Source organism: Rhizobium sp. WSM1328 (assembly GCF_057653715.1).
The window spans coordinates 3,105,786-3,126,196 of the sequence record NZ_CM172788.1 but is presented as its reverse complement, the minus strand read 5'-3'; the positions used below and the strand labels follow the sequence as shown (position 1 = coordinate 3,126,196).

19 protein-coding genes are annotated in these 20,411 nt (G+C 61.4%); 11 read left to right on the top strand and 8 right to left on the bottom strand.

The features are described from left to right. Window positions 1-43 precede the first annotated feature (43 nt). Window positions 44-940, bottom strand: a complete 897-nt coding sequence (locus AC2444_RS15875) for a LysR substrate-binding domain-containing protein (RefSeq protein ID WP_012758545.1) — start codon at window positions 938-940, stop codon at window positions 44-46. A 101-nt stretch (window positions 941-1,041) separates the two neighbouring features. Here AC2444_RS15875 and AC2444_RS15870 point away from each other — a divergent pair, with 101 nt between their 5' ends. Then, window positions 1,042-1,233 (top strand): hypothetical protein, encoded by a 192-nt coding sequence (locus AC2444_RS15870; protein WP_012758544.1) that lies wholly within the window; start codon window positions 1,042-1,044, stop codon window positions 1,231-1,233. On the opposite strand, the gene xdhC is transcribed toward AC2444_RS15870, so the two are convergent. The 4 genes from xdhC to AC2444_RS15850 all read right to left on the bottom strand — a co-directional run bounded on the left by xdhC (window position 1,209) and on the right by AC2444_RS15850 (window position 7,121). After that, window positions 1,209-2,024, bottom strand: coding sequence for a xanthine dehydrogenase accessory protein XdhC (xdhC, locus tag AC2444_RS15865; protein WP_012758543.1), 816 nt, complete (start codon window positions 2,022-2,024; stop codon window positions 1,209-1,211). The genes AC2444_RS15870 and xdhC overlap by 25 nt on opposite strands. Before the next feature lie 302 nt (window positions 2,025-2,326). Then, window positions 2,327-4,666 (bottom strand): xanthine dehydrogenase molybdopterin binding subunit, encoded by a 2,340-nt coding sequence (xdhB, locus tag AC2444_RS15860; RefSeq protein ID WP_012758542.1) that lies wholly within the window; start codon window positions 4,664-4,666, stop codon window positions 2,327-2,329. 184 nt (window positions 4,667-4,850) lie between these two features. Next, window positions 4,851-6,317, bottom strand: coding sequence for a xanthine dehydrogenase small subunit (gene xdhA / locus AC2444_RS15855; protein WP_012758540.1), 1,467 nt, complete (start codon window positions 6,315-6,317; stop codon window positions 4,851-4,853). A gap of 27 nt (window positions 6,318-6,344) precedes the next feature. Next, on the bottom strand, window positions 6,345-7,121 hold the full coding sequence (locus tag AC2444_RS15850) for a 3-hydroxybutyrate dehydrogenase (RefSeq protein ID WP_012758539.1): 777 nt from the start codon (window positions 7,119-7,121) through the stop codon (window positions 6,345-6,347). 157 nt (window positions 7,122-7,278) lie between these two features. Between AC2444_RS15850 and glpK the strand changes: the two genes are divergently transcribed. Further along, window positions 7,279-8,772, top strand: a complete 1,494-nt coding sequence (gene glpK, locus AC2444_RS15845; RefSeq protein ID WP_012758538.1) for a glycerol kinase GlpK — start codon at window positions 7,279-7,281, stop codon at window positions 8,770-8,772. 49 nt (window positions 8,773-8,821) lie between these two features. Here the strand turns inward: glpK and AC2444_RS15840 are convergent, their stop codons facing one another. Next, window positions 8,822-9,775: a hypothetical protein gene (locus AC2444_RS15840; protein ID WP_128448838.1), complete on the bottom strand. Its 954-nt coding sequence runs from the start codon at window positions 9,773-9,775 to the stop codon at window positions 8,822-8,824. Window positions 9,776-9,910: 135 nt separating this feature from the next. Beyond that, the gene (locus tag AC2444_RS15835; RefSeq protein WP_012758537.1) at window positions 9,911-10,897 is read right to left on the bottom strand and encodes a GlxA family transcriptional regulator; all 987 of its coding nucleotides are present in this window, start codon (window positions 10,895-10,897) and stop codon (window positions 9,911-9,913) included. A gap of 110 nt (window positions 10,898-11,007) precedes the next feature. Between AC2444_RS15835 and AC2444_RS15830 the strand changes: the two genes are divergently transcribed. The 7 genes from AC2444_RS15830 (at window position 11,008) to map (ending at window position 16,772) form a co-directional block, all read left to right on the top strand. Further along, window positions 11,008-11,649 (top strand): HD domain-containing protein, encoded by a 642-nt coding sequence (locus tag AC2444_RS15830; RefSeq protein ID WP_012758536.1) that lies wholly within the window; start codon window positions 11,008-11,010, stop codon window positions 11,647-11,649. Window positions 11,650-11,783: 134 nt separating this feature from the next. Next, window positions 11,784-12,158: a YciI family protein gene (locus AC2444_RS15825; protein WP_011653034.1), complete on the top strand. Its 375-nt coding sequence runs from the start codon at window positions 11,784-11,786 to the stop codon at window positions 12,156-12,158. Continuing rightward, window positions 12,155-13,414, top strand: a complete 1,260-nt coding sequence (locus AC2444_RS15820) for an RNA polymerase sigma factor (RefSeq protein ID WP_012758535.1) — start codon at window positions 12,155-12,157, stop codon at window positions 13,412-13,414. The genes AC2444_RS15825 and AC2444_RS15820 overlap by 4 nt, the downstream gene beginning before the upstream one ends. A gap of 100 nt (window positions 13,415-13,514) precedes the next feature. Next, window positions 13,515-13,982, top strand: coding sequence for an SRPBCC family protein (locus AC2444_RS15815; RefSeq protein ID WP_012758534.1), 468 nt, complete (start codon window positions 13,515-13,517; stop codon window positions 13,980-13,982). Window positions 13,983-14,142: 160 nt separating this feature from the next. Beyond that, window positions 14,143-14,433 carry a GIY-YIG nuclease family protein gene (locus AC2444_RS15810; RefSeq protein WP_012758533.1) on the top strand — a complete coding sequence of 97 codons (291 nt, stop codon included), beginning with the start codon at window positions 14,143-14,145 and terminating at the stop codon, window positions 14,431-14,433. A 373-nt stretch (window positions 14,434-14,806) separates the two neighbouring features. After that, the gene (locus tag AC2444_RS15805; protein WP_128448881.1) at window positions 14,807-15,868 is read left to right on the top strand and encodes an LLM class flavin-dependent oxidoreductase; all 1,062 of its coding nucleotides are present in this window, start codon (window positions 14,807-14,809) and stop codon (window positions 15,866-15,868) included. A 145-nt stretch (window positions 15,869-16,013) separates the two neighbouring features. Then, on the top strand, window positions 16,014-16,772 hold the full coding sequence (map, locus tag AC2444_RS15800) for a type I methionyl aminopeptidase (RefSeq protein WP_012758531.1): 759 nt from the start codon (window positions 16,014-16,016) through the stop codon (window positions 16,770-16,772). 264 nt (window positions 16,773-17,036) lie between these two features. On the opposite strand, the gene AC2444_RS15795 is transcribed toward map, so the two are convergent. Beyond that, entirely contained in the window at window positions 17,037-17,612 is a 576-nt protein-coding gene (locus AC2444_RS15795) for a PadR family transcriptional regulator (protein ID WP_012758530.1), read from the bottom strand. Window positions 17,613-17,780: 168 nt separating this feature from the next. On the opposite strand from AC2444_RS15795, the gene AC2444_RS15790 reads away from it, so the two are divergent. Together AC2444_RS15790 and sbmA are read left to right on the top strand one after the other, a co-directional pair. Further along, the gene (locus AC2444_RS15790; protein WP_012758529.1) at window positions 17,781-18,965 is read left to right on the top strand and encodes a YbfB/YjiJ family MFS transporter; all 1,185 of its coding nucleotides are present in this window, start codon (window positions 17,781-17,783) and stop codon (window positions 18,963-18,965) included. 124 nt (window positions 18,966-19,089) lie between these two features. Continuing rightward, on the top strand, window positions 19,090-20,355 hold the full coding sequence (sbmA, locus tag AC2444_RS15785) for a peptide antibiotic transporter SbmA (protein ID WP_012758528.1): 1,266 nt from the start codon (window positions 19,090-19,092) through the stop codon (window positions 20,353-20,355). The last annotated feature ends 56 nt before the right edge of the window (window positions 20,356-20,411 follow it).

Below are 20,411 nucleotides of genomic sequence, written 5' to 3'. Positions count from 1 at the left end.
TCCGGCATGTCGTTGTCCGAAAAATAGTTTTAGGCGACATGCATCAATTGCCGGCTGCCTTCATCTCCTCCAGGATCCAGTTGCGGAAGGCCTTAATCTTGGGCACGTTGCGACGGTTTTCGGGGTAGACGAGCCAGTAGGCCTTGCCGTCGCTGCGGGTCAGTTCGAAGGGCTGATAGAGCCGGCCGAGCGCGATCTCAGCCGTATAGAAGGCCGGATGGAGAATGGCGACGCCATGGCCGGCGATCGCCGCATCGGCTTCCACCGCCTGAGAGCCGAGCTGGTTGCGCGGGCGCCGATCAAGATCCGTCTCCGTGATGCCGGCGGCCTCGAACCATTGTTTCCACCAGATGTCGCCGGCGTCGAAGAGATCGAACTTCAGGAGATCGCGCGGTTCTTTGATGCCGCCTGCCGTCTCCGCCAGCTTCGGGCTCAGCATCGGCGTGAATTCCAGGCCCATCAGCCGGTGCAGCGCCAGCCCCGGCCAGTTGCCGTCGCCCCAGCGGATGCCGACATCGATCTGCTCGCGGCCGAAGTCGATAATATCCGAACTCGCCTGAAAGCGCACAGCGATCGCCGGATGTTTCAAGTGGAAGGAGCCAAGGCGCGGCGCCAGCCACTTCGAGGCGAAGGTATGGGTCGAACTGATGGCGAGCGTGCCTTCGACGCTGTCGCGCGCCGTCGCCATGGCGTCGTGCAGCATGGCAAAAGCTTCGGTTACCTTCGGCGCCAGCCGCTCGCCGGTGTCTGTCAATGCGATCTGGCGCGGACGGCGCAGGAAGAGCGGCTCGCCGACATTCTCCTCCAGCAGTTTGATCTGATAGCTGACGGCGGTCTGCGTCATGCCGAGCTCGTTGCCTGCCTTGGTGAAACTTCCAAGCCGGGCAGCGGCCTCGAAGACGCGCAACGCATTCAGCGGGAATTGTTTCGACAGTTTCATGGATAAGTTCTCTTGATGCAAACAGACGGTCGTTCGATTGGAATTGCAGCATTTTTGGCCGCAAACTGCAACTCCTACCATCAAACCATCGAGGTGATGTCATGGATTGCTATGCTATCGAACAGAGCCCGCCGCAGCCGACCATCGGAATTTTCCGGCGCATCGGCGGCCGGCTGGCGCGGATCTGGCGCATGCCCAGCCTTGATCTCGATACGGCGCCAGATCGCGTAAAGCGCGATCTCGGCTTCCTCGACGGGCGCGATCCCTATTACGAAGACGAGCGCATGCGGTAGGCGCCAAGCGCCGTCAGGATCTCGGCGGCGGTCATTGCGGCGATCACTTCAGGGCGCTTGTCCCTGACCGCCGCGCCGCCGATCGGCAGCGTCAGCCGCTCCATCCAGCCGCGCTCACCGCCGCCTTCGCGGGAAAGCCAGCTGGCGAAGGTGGCGCGCTTGGTCGCCGAGCCGATCATACCGGCATAGGCGAGATCCGTTCTTTCAAGCGCTTCGCGGGCGACGAGGAAATCCAGCGCGTGATCGTGCGTCAGGATGACAACCGCGCCGCCGGCCGGAATAGCCTTCACCAGTGCTTCCGGCATCGGCACGAGCCGCGTCTTCGTCTCGGGAGGCAGGTTGGCGAGTTCCTCCTGCCGCGTCTCGACGACCGTCACCGATAGCGGCAACGGCGCAAGGGCTATTGCCAGCGCCCGGCCGACATGGCCGGCACCGAAAAGATAGACCTCTGGCAGACGCTCGATCTCACTGGTTAGCCTGGCTTCGATTTCGTCAGCAACCACCTGCGTCACCCGGCGAAACCGCAACTGCGTGCGCCCACCGCAGCACTGGCCGATATCAGGCCCGAGCGGGATATCCATCTCCGCCACCCCGCCGGTTCCCTCCAAGATGTCCCGCGCATTCGCGATCGCCATGAACTCGAACTGCCCGCCGCCGATCGTGCCCCACAATGCGGTTTGCGATACCAGCATGAAGGTACCGGCCTCGCGTGGGGTGGAACCTTGTGTGCCAGTGATGTCGACGAGGATGCAGTCTGGGTGGGTGGCGAGGAAGGGGTGGATGTCGGTCATGGGTGGCTGACCGATGGGTTCAGGCGTGTGTCACCCCCCTCTGTCCTGCCGGACATCTCCCCAACAAGGGGGGAGATCAGTATGAGGCGGCGGCTTCCCGGAACAAAGAAGTCGTCGCGTAGAGTCGGACTTTGGTGATGTAGCGGAAGGGTAGCGAAGCGCAGAGCGTTCCGTCTTGCTGATCTCCCCCCTTGTGGGGGAGATGTCCGGCAGGACAGAGGGGGGTATCGCTCACTCCAAGCTCTCTGCCCGTCCCGATCAACCGTCGGGGGCAACAAATGAGCCGGACGCGTTTCCATCTCCTACACCCGCTTCATCCGCTCGACTGCCATCAGCACCCGCTCCGGCGTCGCCGGGGTGTCGAGCCTCGGGCAGACCTTGTAGTTGGCGACGCTTGCCACCGCCATCGACAGCGCTTCCAGCACCGAGATCGCCAGCATCAAGGGTGGTTCGCCGACGGCCTTGGAGCGGCCGATGGTGGCCTCAGTGTTCTCGGACCATTCGGCAAGGCGCACGTTGAAGATCTTCGGACGGTCGGAGGCGAGCGGGATTTTGTAGGTCGAGGGGGCATGGGTGCGCAGCCGGCCCTTGTCGTCCCACCAGAGTTCTTCCGTCGTCAGCCAGCCCAGTCCCTGCACGAAGGCGCCTTCGACCTGGCCCATATCGATCGCCGGATTCAGCGAGCGGCCGACATCGTGGAGGATGTCGGTGCGGTCGATCAGATATTCGCCCGTTAGCGTGTCGATCGAAACCTCGGTGCAGGAGGCGCCGTAGGCGAAATAATAGAAGGGTGTGCCGCGGCCGGCCTTGCGGTCCCAGTGGATCTTCGGCGTCTTGTAGAAGCCGGCGGCGGAAAGCTGGACGCGGGCGAAATAGGCCTGCTTGATGAAATCGGGGAAGGGGATTTCGATCTCGCCGACGCGCACGCGGTTCGGCAGGAAGACGACATCGACGGCCTCAACATCCCATTTCTCGGCGGCGAAGGCTACCAGCCGTTCCTTAATCTGTCGGGCAGCGTCATAGGCGGCCATGCCGTTGAGGTCCGAGCCGGAGGACGCCGCGGTGGCCGAGGTATTCGGCACTTTGGCGGTGGTCGTCGCCGTGATCTTCACCCTGTCGATATCGACCTGGAAACTGTCGGCCAGCACTTGCGCCACCTTGGTATAGAGGCCCTGGCCCATTTCGGTGCCGCCGTGGTTCAGGTGGATCGAGCCGTCCTGGTAGATGTGGACGAGGGCGCCGGCCTGGTTGAAGGCTGTCATGGTGAAGGAGATGCCGAATTTGACCGGCGTCAGCGCGATGCCTTTTCTGATGTAGCGACTGTCGCGGTTAAAGGCGATGATGGCGTTGCGCCGCGCCCGGTATTCGGTCGTTTCCTCCAGCTCCTCGACGATGCGGGCGATGATATTGTCCTCAACCTCCTGATGGTAGGGGGTGAGTGTGCGCTCCGAACCCGGCTGGCCGTAGAAATTCAGCTTGCGGACATCCAGCGGGTCCTTGCCGACGGCATAAGCGATCTCCTCGATGAAGCGTTCGGCGCCGAGCATGCCCTGCGGCCCGCCGAAACCGCGGAAGGCGGTGTTGGAGACGGTGTGCGTCTTCAGCGGCTTCGAATTCAGATGCACATGCGGATAGAAATAGCTGGAATCTGCATGGAAGAGCGCACGGTCGGTCACCGGTCCCGAGAGGTCGGAGGAGAAACCGCAGCGCGCCGCATAAGTGGCGTGGACCGCATGGATGCGGCCTTCGGTGTCGAAGCCGAGCTCGTAATCGACGAGGAAATCATGGCGCTTGCCGGTTGCACTCATGTCTTCGTCGCGGTCTGGACGGAATTTGATCGCGCGGCCGAGCTTCTTGGCGGCGATCGCCGCAAGGGCCGCGAACTGGTTGCCCTGCGTCTCCTTGCCGCCGAAGCCGCCGCCCATGCGGCGCACATTGACGGTCACGGCGTTCGAAGGAATATCGAGCACGTGGCCGACGATGTGCTGGATCTCGCTCGGATGCTGCGTCGAAGACCAAACGGTGACCTCGTCATCCTCACCGGGGATCGCCACCGCGATATGGCCTTCGAGGTAGAAATGTTCCTGTCCACCGATGCGCATCTGACCTTTCAGACGCATGGCGGCTTTGGCCATTTCCGTGTCAGGCTCGCCGCGCCTCAGCGTCATCGGAGTGATGACGAGCGGGCTGCCATTGGCGAGCGCGCCGTCGATATCGCTCCAATGCGGCAGGTCACGATAGTCGATCTTTGCCAGCCGTGCGGCGCGGCGGGCGGCATCACGCGTCTCGGCGATGACGGCAAAGATCGGCTGGCCGTGGAATTGAACTAAAGTTTCGGCCAGCAGCGGCTCGTCATGGCTGCCGTTGGAGCTGACGTCGTTGACGCCGGGCACGTCCTTGCCGATGAAGACCCAGACCACGCCGGGATAGGCGGCGACCGCGGAAAGGTCGATGCTGAGGATTTCGGCATGCGCCCGGTCGGAGAGGCCGAGGGCGCCATGCAGCAGACCTGCGGGTTCGGGAATATCGTCGATATAATCGGCGGTTCCGGTGACATGCTTATGTGCTGAATCATGCTGCAGCGAGCCGTGCATCGGCCCCGCGATGATGGCCTTGCGGTCTTCGAAGGTGGATTTGTCCATTAGCGGTGTCCTCCTTCGCGAGGATGTGTGGTGCCGCGCGGCCCCCTCATCCGCCCTTCGGGCACCTTCTCCCCGAGGAGAGAAGGGGGAAAAGAGACGGCGCGGCAGTCGCTTCTCCCCAGCGGGGAGAAGGTGGCGGCAGCCGGATGAGGGGGGTGGCTTGCGCTGACATGTATTATCTTCATCACGCCACCTCCTCGAATCGCTTCAGTTCCGCCGGCGCTCCAACCGTCTCAAGATAGAACCGCGTCAACAGGTTCTTCGCCGTCAGCTGGCGGTATTCCGCCGTGGCGCGCCAGTCGGTCAGCGGTTGGTAGTCGGCGTCGAATGCGGACCGGGCTGCCTCGATCGTCGCTTCCGTCCATGGTTTGCCGATCAGTGCTGCCTCCACGATGCGGGCGCGTTTCGGCGTCGCCGCCATGCCGCCGAAGGCGATGCGGATGTCGGTGATCATCTCGGCCGCGTCGAGCGTCAGCAGGAAGGCGCCGAGGACGGCGGTGATGTCCTCGTCGCGGCGCTTGGTGATCTTGTACGCGGCAAAGCGATTGGTTGCTGCCGGGTAGGGCACGAAGACGCTCTCGACGAATTCGCCGGGCTTCCGATCCTGCTTGCCATAGGCGATGAAGAAATCCTCGAGCGGCATTCTGCGCTGGCCTTGCAGGGACCGCAGCGTCAGCGTCGCGCCGAGCGCGATCAGCGGCGGCGGGCTGTCGCCGATCGGCGAGCCGTTGGCGATGTTGCCGCCAATCGTGCCCATGTTGCGCACCTGCTCGCCGCCGACGCGATCGATCAACCGGCCGAGCGCCGGGATTTTCTTTGAGATTGCTTCGAAGGCCCTGGTGTAGCTGACGCCGGCGCCGATAGTGACGCCGTCTTCGTCTTCTCTGACCGACTGCAGTTCGCTGAGGTGGTTGATGAAGACCACCGGGCTCAGCCTGCGCATCTGCTTCGTCACCCAAAGGCCGACATCCGTCGCGCCGGCGACGATGATCGCGTCGGATTCCTGCGAAAGGACCTCGGCCAGTGCCTGCATCGAAGCCGGCACGATCAGCCGGTCTTCGCCATTCGCAATCCTGATCGTGCCGCTCGCCAGCATTGCCCAAAGCCGCGAGACGATTTCAGAACGCGTCCGTTCCAGCGGGTCAAAGAGTGTGCTCGGCCGCATCAGGCTCACCTGCTCGGCGGCCTTGACGATCGGCTCGTAGCCCGTGCAGCGACAGAGATTGCCCTGCAGTGCCTTTTCGATTTCTTGGCGGCTCGGCTTTTCCTTGGCGAGCCAGAGACCGTAAAGAGACATGACGAAACCAGGGGTGCAGAAGCCGCATTGCGAGCCGTGGCAATCGACCAGTGCCTGCTGCACCGGATGCAACGCGCCGTCCCTGCCGGCCAGATGCTCGACCGTTACCACATGGGTGGCGTGCAGCGAGCCCATGAAACGGATGCAGGCATTGACGGATTCATAGGCGAGTTTGCCGTCCGCCAGCCGGCCGACGAGTACGGTGCAGGCGCCGCAATCGCCTTCCGCGCATCCTTCCTTGGTACCCGTCAGGCGTCGCTTCAACCGCAAAAAATCGAGAAGCGTCTCGGTTGGCCCGACATCGGTGAGCGCGATGTCCTCGCCATTCAGAATGAAGCGGATGCTGTCGTTCATGATATTCCCGGTTGTTTTTCCAAATGGTTAAGCCGCTGTCCAGCCACCGTCAATCGAGATGTGCGTTCCGGTCACCTGCCGGGCCGCGTCGCTCGCGAGATAGAGTGATAGTGCGCCGATTTCCTCGGCCTTGACGAATTCATGCGTCGGCTGCGCCTTGAGGATGACCTCGCTCTTTACTTGTTCCTCGGTCATGCCGCGCGCCTTGGCGGTATCAGGTATCTGCTTCTCGACGAGCGGTGTCAGCACGTAGCCGGGGCAGATGGCGTTCACGGTCACGCCGAATTCGGCGAGCTCCAGCGCTGCCGTCTTCGTCAGGCCTAATATACCATGTTTGGCCGCGACATAGGCGGATTTGAAGGGGGAGGCGACGAGCCCGTGGGCCGAGGCGATGTTGATGATGCGGCCGTACTTCTTCGCCTTCATCAGCGGGATCGCGGCGCGCATGGTATGAAAGGAGCTCGACAGATTGATCGCAATGATCTGATCCCATTTCTCGATCGGGAAATCCTCGATCTTCTCGACATGCTGGATACCGGCATTGTTGACCAGGACATCGACGCCGCCGAAGGTCTTGGCGGCCGTTTCGATCAGGTCGGCGATCTCGGCGGGCTTCGTCATGTCGGCCGGATGATATAGCGCCCGGCCTTTGGACATTGATTCAAGTCGTTCGACGATCGCCTTGATTTCATCTGCCTTTCCGAAACCGTTGATGACGATGTTGTCGCCCGTTTCGGCGAAGGCAGTGGCGATCGCAAGGCCGATGCCGCTGGTGGAACCGGTGACGACGACTGTTCTGCTCATGCTGTTCTCCCTGAAATCGCGATGCTGCGTTGCAGCGTTGGCTGCGAAGTTATGCCCAAAGCCGGCGGGCTGGCAATTCCGCTTTATTCGCTTTTCTCGCCCGCATCCGTGTCCTATTGATTTGCTTCGACAATTGACATGCTGAGGGAGGGTTTTCATGAGCGGATATGTTCTGGCGATCGATCAGGGAACGACGTCGACGCGGGCGATCGTCTTCGATGGCGACATGCATGTCGCCGGCAAGGGCCAGAAGGAATTTACTCAGATCTATCCGCGCTCCGGCTGGGTCGAGCACGATCCCGAGGAGATCTGGGATTCGGCTGTCTCCACCGTCCACATGGCGCTGCGCGATGCCGGGATCGAGGCCAAAGATGTTGCAGCGCTCGGCATCACCAACCAGCGCGAGACCGTGGTCGTCTGGGAGCGCGAGACGGGCCGGCCGATCCAGAATGCCATCGTTTGGCAGGACCGGCGTACGGCAAGCTATTGCGACAATTTGAAACGACAGGATCTCGAGCGGCTGTTCACCAAGAAGACCGGCCTGATCCTCGATCCCTATTTTTCCGGCACCAAGCTCTCCTGGATGCTGGCTAACGTGAAGGGCGCGCGGGCGCGCGCCGCCAGGGGCGATCTCTGCTTCGGCACGATCGACACCTTCCTGATCTGGCGGCTGACGGGTGGCAAGAGCTTCGTCACCGATGCCACCAACGCCTCGCGCACGCTGATGTACAACATTGCCGAAAACGCGTGGGACGAGGATCTGCTCGATATTCTGAGGGTCCCCGCCGCCATGCTGCCGGAGGTCAAGGATTGCGCCGCCGATTTCGGCACGGTCGATCCTGATATTTTCGGTGCTGCTATCCCGATCCTCGGCGTGGCCGGCGACCAGCAGGCGGCAACCATTGGCCAGGCGTGTTTTGCGCCTGGCATGATGAAATCGACCTACGGCACCGGCTGCTTCGCACTGCTCAACACTGGCGCCGATATGGTGCGTTCCAAAAATCGGCTGCTGACCACCATCGCCTATCGCCTGAACGGCGAGACGACCTATGCGCTGGAGGGTTCGATCTTCATCGCGGGTGCGGCCGTGCAGTGGCTGCGGGACGGGCTCGGCATCATCGGCAAGGCCGGGGATACGAATGAACTCGCCGAGAAGGCCGATCCGACGCAGGAGGTTTATCTCGTGCCCGCCTTCACCGGCCTCGGCGCGCCGCACTGGGATGCGAAGGCGCGCGGTGCGATCTTCGGGCTGACGCGCAACAGCGGCCCGGCAGAACTCTCCCGTGCGGCGCTGGAGGCCGTCTGTTATCAGACCCGCGATCTGCTCGACGCCATGCAGAAGGACTGGAAGAACGGCACCGACGACACCGTGCTACGCGTCGACGGCGGCATGGTCGCCTCCGACTGGACGATGCAGCGTCTTGCCGATCTGCTTGACGCCCCGGTCGATCGCCCGGTGATCCTGGAGACGACGGCGCTGGGTGCAGCCTGGCTCGCAGGCAGCCGGGCGGGGGTGTGGCCGGACCGGGACGGTTTTTCGGCGACGTGGAAACGGGATCGGCGGTTCGAGCCCGAGATGGACGAGAAGGTGCGGGCGACAAAGCTCAAGGGCTGGAAGAATGCTGTCCGGCGAACACTGAGCGAGGGGTAAAGGCGATGAGAACCGCGTCGTAGCCCGCTCGTTTCCGCGAGTTGGTTCGCTATTTCTTCAACCACGGCGTCGCCGTGCTCCAGAAGATCACGTTCGCGCCGAGATAATCCCCAGCAAAGGCGGTGAATTCGGCCTTGGTGAAGGGCTTCTTCGTCACCGGGTTCTTGTAGGTCAGCGTCGGCTCCTGCACGGCCATGCCGACATAGGCGAGCTTGCCCTTGTACTTGTTGAAGAAGGGATAGGAGTTCTTCATCTGCGCCTTGCGGTTCGGCACGATATCGGGGCCGCCGAGGCCAATATTGTTCTTCGCCGCGAAGTCGAAGAGGCGGCCCATGTAATTGTGGTCGTTCTCCCATTCGCAGGGCCAGAAGTTGACGTATTGCACCACCATCGACTTGGCGAAGGCTTTCCTGGCAAAGGCGAGGTTTGCCATCTCGCCCTCGAAATAGGCATCGCAGCTATAGCCTTTCGGCTCATGCTTGGGATCGAGGTCCATCGCCGTCTCCGGCAGGTTGACGCCGTACACCTTGCCGTCGAACTTTTCGGCCAACGCCTTCAGCAGCGCCTGATAACGCTCGCGCACGGCCGGGTTCCATTGCTGCGCCACCCAGCCGAAGCCGACCGGCTTGTTTTCGCCGGGATTGTCAAACTGGGCAGTGAGACCGCCGTCATATTCCGGGTCGTTCAACATGTACCCTGGAATGTTGCGCGCCTTCGGCTCGAAGAAGCGATCCTGGACCTGGATGAAGAGTTTTTTGTTCAGGCTTTCTGCGAGTGCCAAGTCCTTCTCGATCTCCGAAAAATCATATTGGCCCTTGGCCGGTTCCAGGCTCTTCCAGTTGTAGACGATCTGGACGCCTGAGATATCCGGCCGCGAGAGCAGCGCCTTCGAGGCCTCGAGTTCGCCGGAGCTGGTGTAGATGAAATTTTCCGCGGCGGATGCTGCATGATGCAGGGAAACGAAGGCAGCGCAGGCAAACAGCAGGCTTTCAAGCGGTTTCATTTTGCGTCCTGATAGCCGCGAGTTGATCGGTGCGGCGGCAAACACATCCGATGCAAAATGGGCAACTCCGTGACATCTGCTCCAGAACCGGCGGCGTGGTTAATCGCGCGGCGCGGCCTTTGTTACCGGCAGGGTTCAGACATTTTCCAGCGCGCCGAGATGCACCTTGGCGTGGCGCTTGCGATACTCGGCAGGCGTCACACCGATCTGCCTTGCGAAAGCTCGGCGCAGCGTATCGGCATCGGCAAAGCCGCATTCGACGGCGACCTGCTTTGGCGTATGGCCTTCTTCCAGCAGCCGCCGTGCGGCGGAGATGCGCGCCGCTTCCACCCAGGCGGCGGGTGTCATGCCGACCTCGTCGCGGAACAGCCGAGCGAAGTGGCGGGGGCTCAATTCCATTCGCTGCGCCAGCGTCGCGACGCTGTGGTTGACCGCGGGATTGGCGGCGATCCAGCGCTGGACCTCCTGCAGGGCCGAGCGGCCGGCAGGTGCTGCCTCGCCTTTGCGGCTGAACTGCATCTGCCCACCCGGCCGCTTGAAGAACATCACGAGCTGGCCCGCTATCTTCATGGCGATCTCATGGCCAAGATCCTCCTCGACGAGCGCCAGCGCAAGATCGAGCCCGGCTGTGACACCGGCCGCGGTCCACAACTGGCCATCCCTCACATGGATGGCATCCGCCTCCACCGTGATGTCAGGATAGGCTTCGGCCAACCTGTCGGCGACAGCCCAGTGGGTGGTGACGCGGCGGCCGTCGAGCAGGCCGGTCGCGGCAAGCAGGAATGCGCCGCTGCAGACGGAGCCGTATCGCCTTGCCGCCGGCGCTGCCGAGCGCAGCCAGGCGACCATCGCGGCATCCGGTTGAATATCCGCCGCATTCGGACAGCCGGCGACCAGCAGCGTATCCACCGCGCCGATATTGTCGCCGATGACGTAGTCCGCCACCAGCCGAACGCCGGAGGAGCTGCGGATATGGCCATGGCCGACGGCGATCACCACGGGTCGATAGACCTCCCTGCCTGTCTGGACATTGGCTTCGGCAAAGACGTCGAGCGGTCCCGAGACATCAAGAAGCTGGACGCCCGGAACAGCGAGAATGGCAATGGTCTTCGATCTGGTCACGGCGGCGTCCTGTCGATACCGGTTTTGGCAGAAAATGACGTATTACGTCGATTTATGACATATGCACCTGTTCTAATGTGGAAGCAGGTTCAAACGCAAGGAAAAAAGCCATGACCCTGACGATCGACGGCATCAGCATTCCTAACAGCAAGCTGGCGCGCGAGGTGACGGAGGTGGTGCGAGACACTGCCTCGCCGCTGCTCTTCCACCATTCCAGCCGTGTCTATTATTTCGGCGCGCTGGCCGGCAAACAGCGCGGCCTCCGCTTCGATCCGGAGCTACTTTATACTGGCGCGATGTTCCATGACATGGGGCTCACCCACCAGCATAGCAGCGCGGATGAGCGTTTCGAGGTTGATGGCGCCAATGCGGCGCGCGATTTCCTGAAGAGCCGCGGCATTGCCCAGGCCGATATCGACACCGTCTGGACGGCGATCGCGCTGCATACGACGCCGGGCATTCCGCAGCATATGCACCCCGTCGTGGCGCTGGTGACAGTGGGTGTCGAAATGGATGTGCTAGGACTGACCTACAAGGACTACAGCGATCAGCAGCGCGAGGCGGTAGTGCATGCCCATCCGCGCGGCGATCAGTTCAAGGAACAAATCATTCAGACCTTCTATGAAGGCATCAAACACAAGCCGGAGACCACCTTCGGCAACGTCAAGGCCGATGTTCTGGCCGACAAGGATCCGCACTTCCACCGCGGCAATTTCTGCAGCGTCATTCGTTGCTCGCACTGGGCAAGCTGACCCAAAAGGGCGGTGACCCTCTCCGGTCGCCGCCCCTTTATTATCAATAGCGCTTTATTTCCCATCAATAATTTTTTGATGCGGCCTGTCGGGTAAGCGGTTACTCCTTCGTCATTCGAAAAGAGGAGTGAGCAATGCTTTATGCAATCCTTTGTTACGCCCATGAGGAAACCGTCTTCGCCTGGAGCAAGGAGGAAGAAGCTGCCGTCATGGAGAAACTCTACGCCGTGCAGGAGCCCCTTGCCGCATCCGGCAAACTCGGCCCTGTCGGCCGGCTGATGCCGACCACGGCTGCGACCACAGTGCGCAAGGGCAAGGACGAGCCTTTGGTCATTGACGGACCTTTTGCGGAAACGAAAGAGGCGCTTCTCGGCTTCTATGTGGTCGACTTTGAAACGCTCGACGAGGCGATCGCCTTCTCGAAGCAGCTTTCATCCGTCAATCCAGGTTCCACCTCTTACGAAATTCGGCCTTTCTACGTCTTCAGGCCCGGAGATGCTTCATCATGACAGACATTGCCTGGATCGACCTCGCGCTTGCATCGGCCCGCCCTAAGGCGCTCGGCGCGCTGCTGCGCTATTTCCGCAATCTCGATACCGCGGAAGAGGCGTTTCAGGAAGCCTGTCTAAGGGCGATCCGGACATGGCCGGAGAAAGGGCCACCGCGTGATCCCACAGCCTGGCTCATCTTCGTCGGCCGCAACAGCGGCATCGATGCGGTGCGCAAGCGGGCGAAGATCCAGGCTCTGCCGGATGAGGACGTCATCTCCGATACCGAGGATGCCGAAAGCGACATCGTCGAGCGGCTGGACGATTCCAACTATCGCGACGACATTCTGCGGCTGCTGTTCATCTGCTGCCATCCCGATCTACCCGCGACCCAGCAGATCGCGCTGGCGCTGCGCATCGTCTCCGGCCTTTCGGTGCCGCAGATCGCGCGTGCCTTCCTGGTTTCCGAGAGCGCTATGGAACAACGCATCACCCGGGCCAAGGCGCGCGTCGCCAAGGCCGGCGTGCCTTTCGAAACGCCGAGCCCGCAGGAGAGGGCCGAACGGCTCTCGATCGTCAGCACGATGATCTACCTGATCTTCAACGAGGGTTACAGCCAAGCCGATCCCAGGCATGAGGCGGCAGCCTTCAGCGACGAAGCGATCCGGCTAGCTCGGTTGATGCTGCATATCTTCCCGTCGGAACCGGAGTTGATGGGGCTGCTTGCGCTGATGCTCCTGCAGATCTCACGCCGGCCGGCGCGCTTCAACGCCGGAGACGAGATCGTGCTGCTCGAAGATCAGGATCGGTCGCTCTGGAACCGGCCCTTCATCAACGAGGCCTTAGCGCTACTCGACAAGGCGCTACGCCATCGTCAGCCCGCTCCTTATCAGATTCAGGCAGCCATCGCCGCTGTTCACTCCCGCGCAAAACGTGCCGAGGATACAGACTGGGTGGAGATCGATCTGCTCTATCGCGCGCTGGAGCGTCTCCAGCCGTCGCCTGTCATAACGCTCAACCGGGCCGTCGTCGTCTCCAAGCTCCAGGGTGCGCAGGATGCGCTCGACCTCATTGATCCGCTTGGCGAAAAACTCGGCGGCTATTTCTACTATCACGGCTTGCGGGGCGGGCTGCTGAAGCAGCTTGGCTTGACCAGCCAAGCGCGCGAAGCCTTCGACCGCGCCATTGCACTGGCCCATTCGGCGGCAGAGGCAGCCCATATCCGCCGACAGATCGACAAGATGCAGGAAGATGCCACGCAGCCGATCGCAAAATAAATTGCGAAGAAGCCGGCGGGCTGTCGGAACGGCGAACTTCGACACGTCCTTGTAACAACCTGACAGGAAACAGGTTTCATTCAAATGGAGAGATGTCGACATGACCGCCAGCACGCAACATGAACTCGTCCTCGTTCGCGAATTCGATGCGCCGCGCGAGAAGATCTACAAAGCATGGACCGATCCTGATCTGATGAAGCAATGGTTCGTGCCGCGTCCCTGGGGTGTGACCGAAGCGACGCTCGACGTCCGCCCCGGCGGTTCCAGCGTCATCGTCATGCATGACCCCGAGGGCAATCAGTACCCAAACCGCGGCGTCTATCTCGAGATCATCGAGAACGAGAAGATCGTCTTCACCGATGCCTATACCAGCGCCTGGGTGCCTTCCGAGAAACCTTTCTTCACAGGCGTCATCCTGCTCGAAGATCTCGGCAACGGTCGCACGAAATATACGGCCAAGGCGCTGCACTGGCGCGCGGAGGACAAGGAAGCGCACGAGAAGATGGGCTTCCACGAAGGATGGGGCAAGGCAGCGAACCAACTGGCGGAGCTGCTGGCGAAGATGTGAGCGCGGGGGCGAGGCGGCGCGGCCCTTTTCGTCATCTGCCGTGTGAAATCATTCGAGAGATGATTCCGCTCGCCCCTTGAAGTGCTTGATCCGGAATCGAAATTGGTGATCGGCGGTCTCTCCAGGTGCCGTTTGGCGCGACGTGTGCCAATCTTCCGCCATGATGGGCTATGTCTATATTCTCGCATCGAAGCGCAACGGCACGCTCTATGTTGGCGTGACGCGCGATCTGGCAGGGCGTTTGTACGAACACCAGAATGAACTGACGCCGGGCTTTACGTCGAGATATGGCGTCAAGATTTTAGTGTGGTTCGAGGAATACGACCTCCTGACGACCGCGATCACGCGTGAGAAAACGATCAAGAAATGGCCGCGGCAGTGGAAGCTCAATCTCATCGAGAGGGAGAATCCCGAATGGGAGGATATCTCGTTTCATCTTTTGGGTTTGTGAGAAGATGAGTCTCTCGTCGCGCGGACGCGCGACTGCTGGATTCCTGTGACAAGCACAGGAATGAGGGAGTTCTAGGTGTATGTGGAGTTCAACAACAATCGCCTACCCAATATGACGATAATGCTTTGAATGATAACAGATACTAGTGGCAGAGTGCATACCTCTTGCTCCCTCATTCCTGTGCTTGTCACAGGAATCCAGCAGCGCCGTGTCCACGGCGCAAAGACTCTTTGCCGTCTCGCGATGAAGTCCATTAACCGTCCGAAACACAACGCCGCCTATCGAAATTCTCGAACATTCCGTTCCAGAATTTGTATTTGCGCTCTATCCCCGGCATCCTTATCTCAACCGAGAATTCAACAGGATGCCGATGATGGAACTGGGGCTTTACACATTCGCCGACGTCAATCCCAACCCTTCCCGCAGCAAGGGCGCGGAAGCGGCCGAACGGCTGAAGCATCTTATCGAGGAAGTCGAGCTTGCCGATCAGGTGGGGCTCGACGTCTTTGGGCTCGGCGAACATCATCGGCCGGATTATGCGGCGTCGGCTCCCGCGGTCGCGCTGGCGGCCGCCGCCGTTAAGACGAAGAACATCCGGCTGACAAGTGCGGTCACCGTGCTCTCGTCCGATGATCCGGTGCGCGTCTTCCAGCAGTTTTCGACGCTCGATCTGATCTCCAACGGCCGCGCCGAAATCATGGCGGGGCGTGGCTCCTTCATCGAGTCCTTCCCGCTGTTCGGCTATAATCTCGAAGATTACGACCAGCTTTTCGAGGAGAAGCTCGATCTGCTGCTGGCGCTGCGCGACAGCGAGGTTGTGGAGTGGAAGGGTGAACTTCGCGCGCCGATCAACGGGCGCGGCGTCTATCCGCGACCGCTGCAGGATCCGTTGCCGTTGTGGGTTGCGGTCGGCGGTACGCCGCAGTCGGTGGCGCGCGCCGGCGCGCTGGGCCTGCCGGTGGCACTGGCGATCATCGGCGGTGAGCCGCGCCGTTTTGCGCCGCTCTTCGATCTCTACCGCGAGGCGGCGCGCCGGGCAGGGCAGGATCCAGCGAAGCTGAAGACCAGCATCAACGTCCATGGCTTCATCGCCGATACGACGGAGGCGGCGGCCAACCAGTTCTATGGGCCTCAAGCCGAGGTGATGAACCGTATCGGCCGCGAGCGCGGCTGGGGACCGACGAACCGGGCGCATTTCGACATGTCGCGTGGGCCGAACGGCGCGCTCTTCGTCGGTGATCCTGAGGCGGTCGCCGAAAAGATCATCGCCCATCATGCACTCTTCAAGAACGACCGCTTCCTGCTGCAGATGGCGATCGGCCTGATGCCGCATGCCGAGATCATGCGCGGCATCGAGCTTTACGGCACGAAAGTCGCGCCGATCGTCAGAAAGGCGTTGACTGATGGCAGCGAAGAGGCGAAAGCGACGGCTTGACGAGCGCATAACGCCGAAAATCGGAATCGATTTTCGAAACGGAGTATGCGCAGATTTGAAGTGACAGAGCGTCCTTAGGCTTCCTGTTGGAGGCGCGGCGCTCAAGGCGGCCGCTGCCGCCCCTGCGCAAGGCCGGAACAGACGAATGGTTATCGCAAACGACGACGAACTGGTAAAGCTCAAGGAGATCGGTCGCATCTGCGCCAACGCCATACAGGTGATGGCGGCGGCAATGGAACCCGGCATGACGACGCTGGAACTCGACCAGATCGGCCGCAAAGTGCTCGAGGATTCGGGCGCGCGTTCGGCGCCGGAGTTCTGCTACCAGTTTCCCGGCGCCACCTGCATCAGCATCAATGAGGAAATCGCCCACGGTATTCCCGGCCCGCGCGTCATCCGCGCGGGCGATCTCATCAATATCGACGTCTCGGCGGAAAAGGATGGCTTCTTCGCCGATACCGGCGCCTCCTTCACCATGCCGCCGGTCAAGCCGAAGATCGAGCGGCTCTGCCGCGACGGCAAGCGGGCGCTTTGGATCGGGCTCAACCAGGTCAAATCGGGCGAGCCGCTTGCAAAGATCGGCACAGCCGTCGGCGCTTTTGCGCAGAAGAACCGCTATACGCTGGTCGCCAATCTGGCGAGCCACGGCGTCGGCCGCTCCCTGCATGAGGAGCCGGCCGAGCTCTCGACCTGGCCGGACCCTTCGGAAAAGCGGATGATGACGGAAGGTCTCGTCTTCACCGTCGAGCCGTTTCTCTCACTCGGCGCGACATGGGCCGAAGGCGGCGACGATGCCTGGACGCTCTATGCCGATCCGAAGGCGCCGACCGTGCAATACGAACACACGGTGGTGGCGACGCGCAACGGGCCGGTGATTCTGACCTTGCCGGATGAGCGGGCGTAGGGCGTTAGGGAGCGCCTCGCCGTTCAAGGTTTGCATCTCCACGACGCTTTGTAGGGTGCGCCCACTTCTCCTCCCTCATTCCTGTGCCTGTCACAGGAATCCAGCCACGGCGCGTCTGCGCCGTGAATGAATCAATACCTCAAGGGAAAGAGTCTCCCGCGCCCAAGGACTTGGGCGCTGGGTTCCTGTGACGAGCACAGGAATGAGGGAGGAGAGGTTAGCGCACTCGTCAACTCACCGAGCTTTGGTGGCCAGCCTCGCTCTTTAACCCCGCGTTCCCGGCCTGCCGCCTTGCAGGATTTCGGTGGCAGCGCGTTCGAGGATGCCGGCGATGCGGGCGGCTTCGGGTTTCGACCAGGGATAGCGCATCCGCATGGCCGAGCGCAGCAGCATGCGGGCGGCGCGGATATCACCACCGTCCTGCATGAAATCGCCGTCATCGCCTTCGTCGGCGCCGTGACGGTCGGTTTCGAAGACACGCTTCACATGGGCCATCTTCTCGCCGATGCGTTCCAGCTTGGCGAAGGTATGCAGGATCATGGCGCGGTTTTCCTCGATGCGCCCGCGGCCTGCCTCGGTGATGCGGTAGAGCTTCTTGGCGCCCTCCACCTCGACCTCGGCAAGGCCGGTTTCCTCGAGATAGGTGAGGGCGGGATAGATGACGCCGGGGCTCGGCACGTAGAAGCCGCCGGACCGCTCCTCCAGCAACTTTATCAATTCATAGCCGTGGCGCGGTTGCTCAGCGAGCAGGGCCAAGATGACGAGCTGCAGGTCGCCCGCCGCGAATTTGCGGCCCATACGGAAATCTCCGCCGAACATGCCGCCTTTAAAACCTCTCATGGGTCTTTCCTTTCATCGTTAGATGTATCGTTGACTATGTCGTAAAACATATATCGTAAGATAATTGTTTTCAAGAGGGGGTGAAAATTTCCGACGTTTCGGGAAATTGATCGATCGATCAGAATTACTTGATTGTGATGCCGGTGCTGCAGCGCGATAAACACGGGCATGCTCGCCCGCACCCGAAACTCCCCACCGAACCTTGTCTCTGCCGCCGCTGCCGGCGCCGTTGCCATGGCTGCTGCCATGGGCTTCGGGCGCTTCTCCTACACGCCGATCCTGCCCGGTATGATCAGCGGCGTGCCGCTTTCGGCGGCAGATGCCGGCTTCATCGCATCGGCGAATTTTGTCGGTTATCTCGTCGGCGCCGTGCTTGCCGCCTATGGCTGGGCGGCCGGACGGGAGCGGCTGGTGGCGCTGCTGTCGCTGCTGGCAACCGCGATCCTGCTTGCCGCCATGGCCGCCACTGATTCCGTCGCCGTCTTTGCCATCATTCGCTTCCTGGCCGGTGTCGCCAGCGCCTTTGCGATGGTCTTCACCTCGTCGATCGTGCTCAGCCACGGGGCTGCCGCCGGCAACGACCATGTGCAGGCGGCACATTTCGGTGGGCCGGGGGCGGGTATTGCGCTTTCTTCGGTCATGGTGTTGCTGATCGGACTTGGCTTTCACGACGGGCCGGGCGGTTGGCGGGCCGACTGGATCGGCGGGGCGCTCTACTGCGCGGCAAGCCTCGTCGTCGTCTTCCTGCTATTGCCGTCGGCGCCGGCGCAATCGGCGCAGGCGGGCAGGGAGCCGCCGCTCATCTGGAGCCGGCCGATGGTGCTGCTGACCCTGTCTTACGGCCTGTTCGGTTTCGGCTACGTCATCACCGCGACCTTCCTCGTCACCATCGCACGTCTTTCTGCAACGGGACCCTTCGTCGAATTCCTCTGCTGGTTCATCGCCGGCCTGACGGCTGCGGTGGCGCTGTTTGCCTGGAAGCCGCTGGTCAAGCCGCTCGGGCTTGGGGGCGTCTACGTCGCAGCCCTTCTGGTCGAGGCCGCCGGGGTGCTTGCGACGGTCGCGCTACCGCCTTCTGCCGCACCGCTGATTGGCGGGGCGCTGTTCGGGGCGACGTTCCTGGCGATTACTGCTTTTGGGCTGCAGATCGGCCGCAAGCTTTCGCCTGACAGTCCGCGGCGGATCCTGGCGATGATGACGGCCGCCTTCGGTGTCGGCCAGATCGTCGGGCCTGTTGTTGCCGGCTGGATCGCTGAGCGCACGGGCAGCTTCACCGTGCCCACGATGATCGCCGCCGTGGCACTCGTCGCCTGCGCAGCGCTAGTGATGCCCGTGATCAAGAAAATCGCTTAACCGGTTACAACTCCGTAACAATCGGCTGAACCCATTGCTGCTTCCTTGGAACTGCCTTAGTTTCCGGCACAATCAGTGTTGACGACACTCCCGAGACTCACAGTTCAGGAAAGCAAAGCCTCCCGTGTTTCATTCCTTTTTTCCGCAGCCAAAGACGTTCTTTACTTCGCTCGTCGTTTGGACCCTGATTTCCATTGCCGGCTGGTATCTCTTCGCCGCCAACCTCGGTGCATCGCTCGGCTATGCGCCGGTTCCCGAAGAGCAGCAGCCGATTGACCTTTCGTTTTTCCTGCTGCCCGAAAATGTCTGGTTCTACAGCTATTTCCTTCTGTCGGCGGTGATCTTCTGCGGTGCATGGCATCTGAAGGCGCTGAACCACCCCTGGAAGATTTGGTCGATCTGGGGATCGGCACTGATCATCTTCGTGACCTACTTCGGCGTCCAGATCAGCGTTGTGATCAATAACTGGCGCCGGCCGTTTGGTGACCTTCTGCAGAACGCATTGTCGAAACAGCCCGGCATTTCTGTCGACAATTTCTACAGCCTGATGTGGGTCTTCTGCCAGATCGCATTCCTCAGCATGTTCGTATCGATCATGACCGACTTCTTCACCAGCCACTACATCTTCCGCTGGCGAACGGCGATGAACAATTTCTACATGTCGAAGTGGGAAAAGCTTCGTCACATCGAAGGCGCCTCCCAGCGCGTTCAGGAAGATACGATGCGCTTTTCGAGCACGCTCGAAGGTCTTGGTATCAGCCTCATCAACTCGGTGATGACGCTCGTGGTATTTCTTCCAATCCTTCTGGCGCTGTCGCATTACGTGACCGAGCTGCCGTTCATCGGGCCGGTGGCGAATTCGCTCTTTTGGCTTGCGCTGTTCTGGTCGGCGTTCGGCACGCTTCTGCTGGCGGTCGCCGGCGTCAAGCTGCCGGGGCTGAACTTCCGCAACCAGCGCGTCGAAGCGGCGTATCGCAAGGAGCTTGTCTATGGTGAGGACCATGCGGAACGGGCTGAGCCGCTGACAGTCAGGGAGCTCTTCGGCAACGTTCGCCGCAACTATTACCGCATGTATTTCCACTACATGTATTTCAATGTCGCCCGTTATTTCTATATCCAGGCCGACGCGCTCTTCGTGGTCTTCATGCTGGTGCCGACGATCGTGGCGGGCACTATCACTTACGGTATCTTCCAGCAGATCTCGACCGCCTTCGGACAGGTCAGCAACTCGTTCCAGTATCTCGTCAATTCCTGGACGACGATCATTGAACTGCTCTCGATTCACAAACGCCTCAAGGCCTTCGAGGCGGCAATCGACGACGAACCGCTGCCTGAAATCGACCAGCGCTACCTAGAGCGCGAGACGGGCGTCGTGCACGCCGACGGTTGATGGGCGGGGTATTCTGCGAGCGATCGGAAGGTTCGCGTCTGCGGCACCCCCTCATC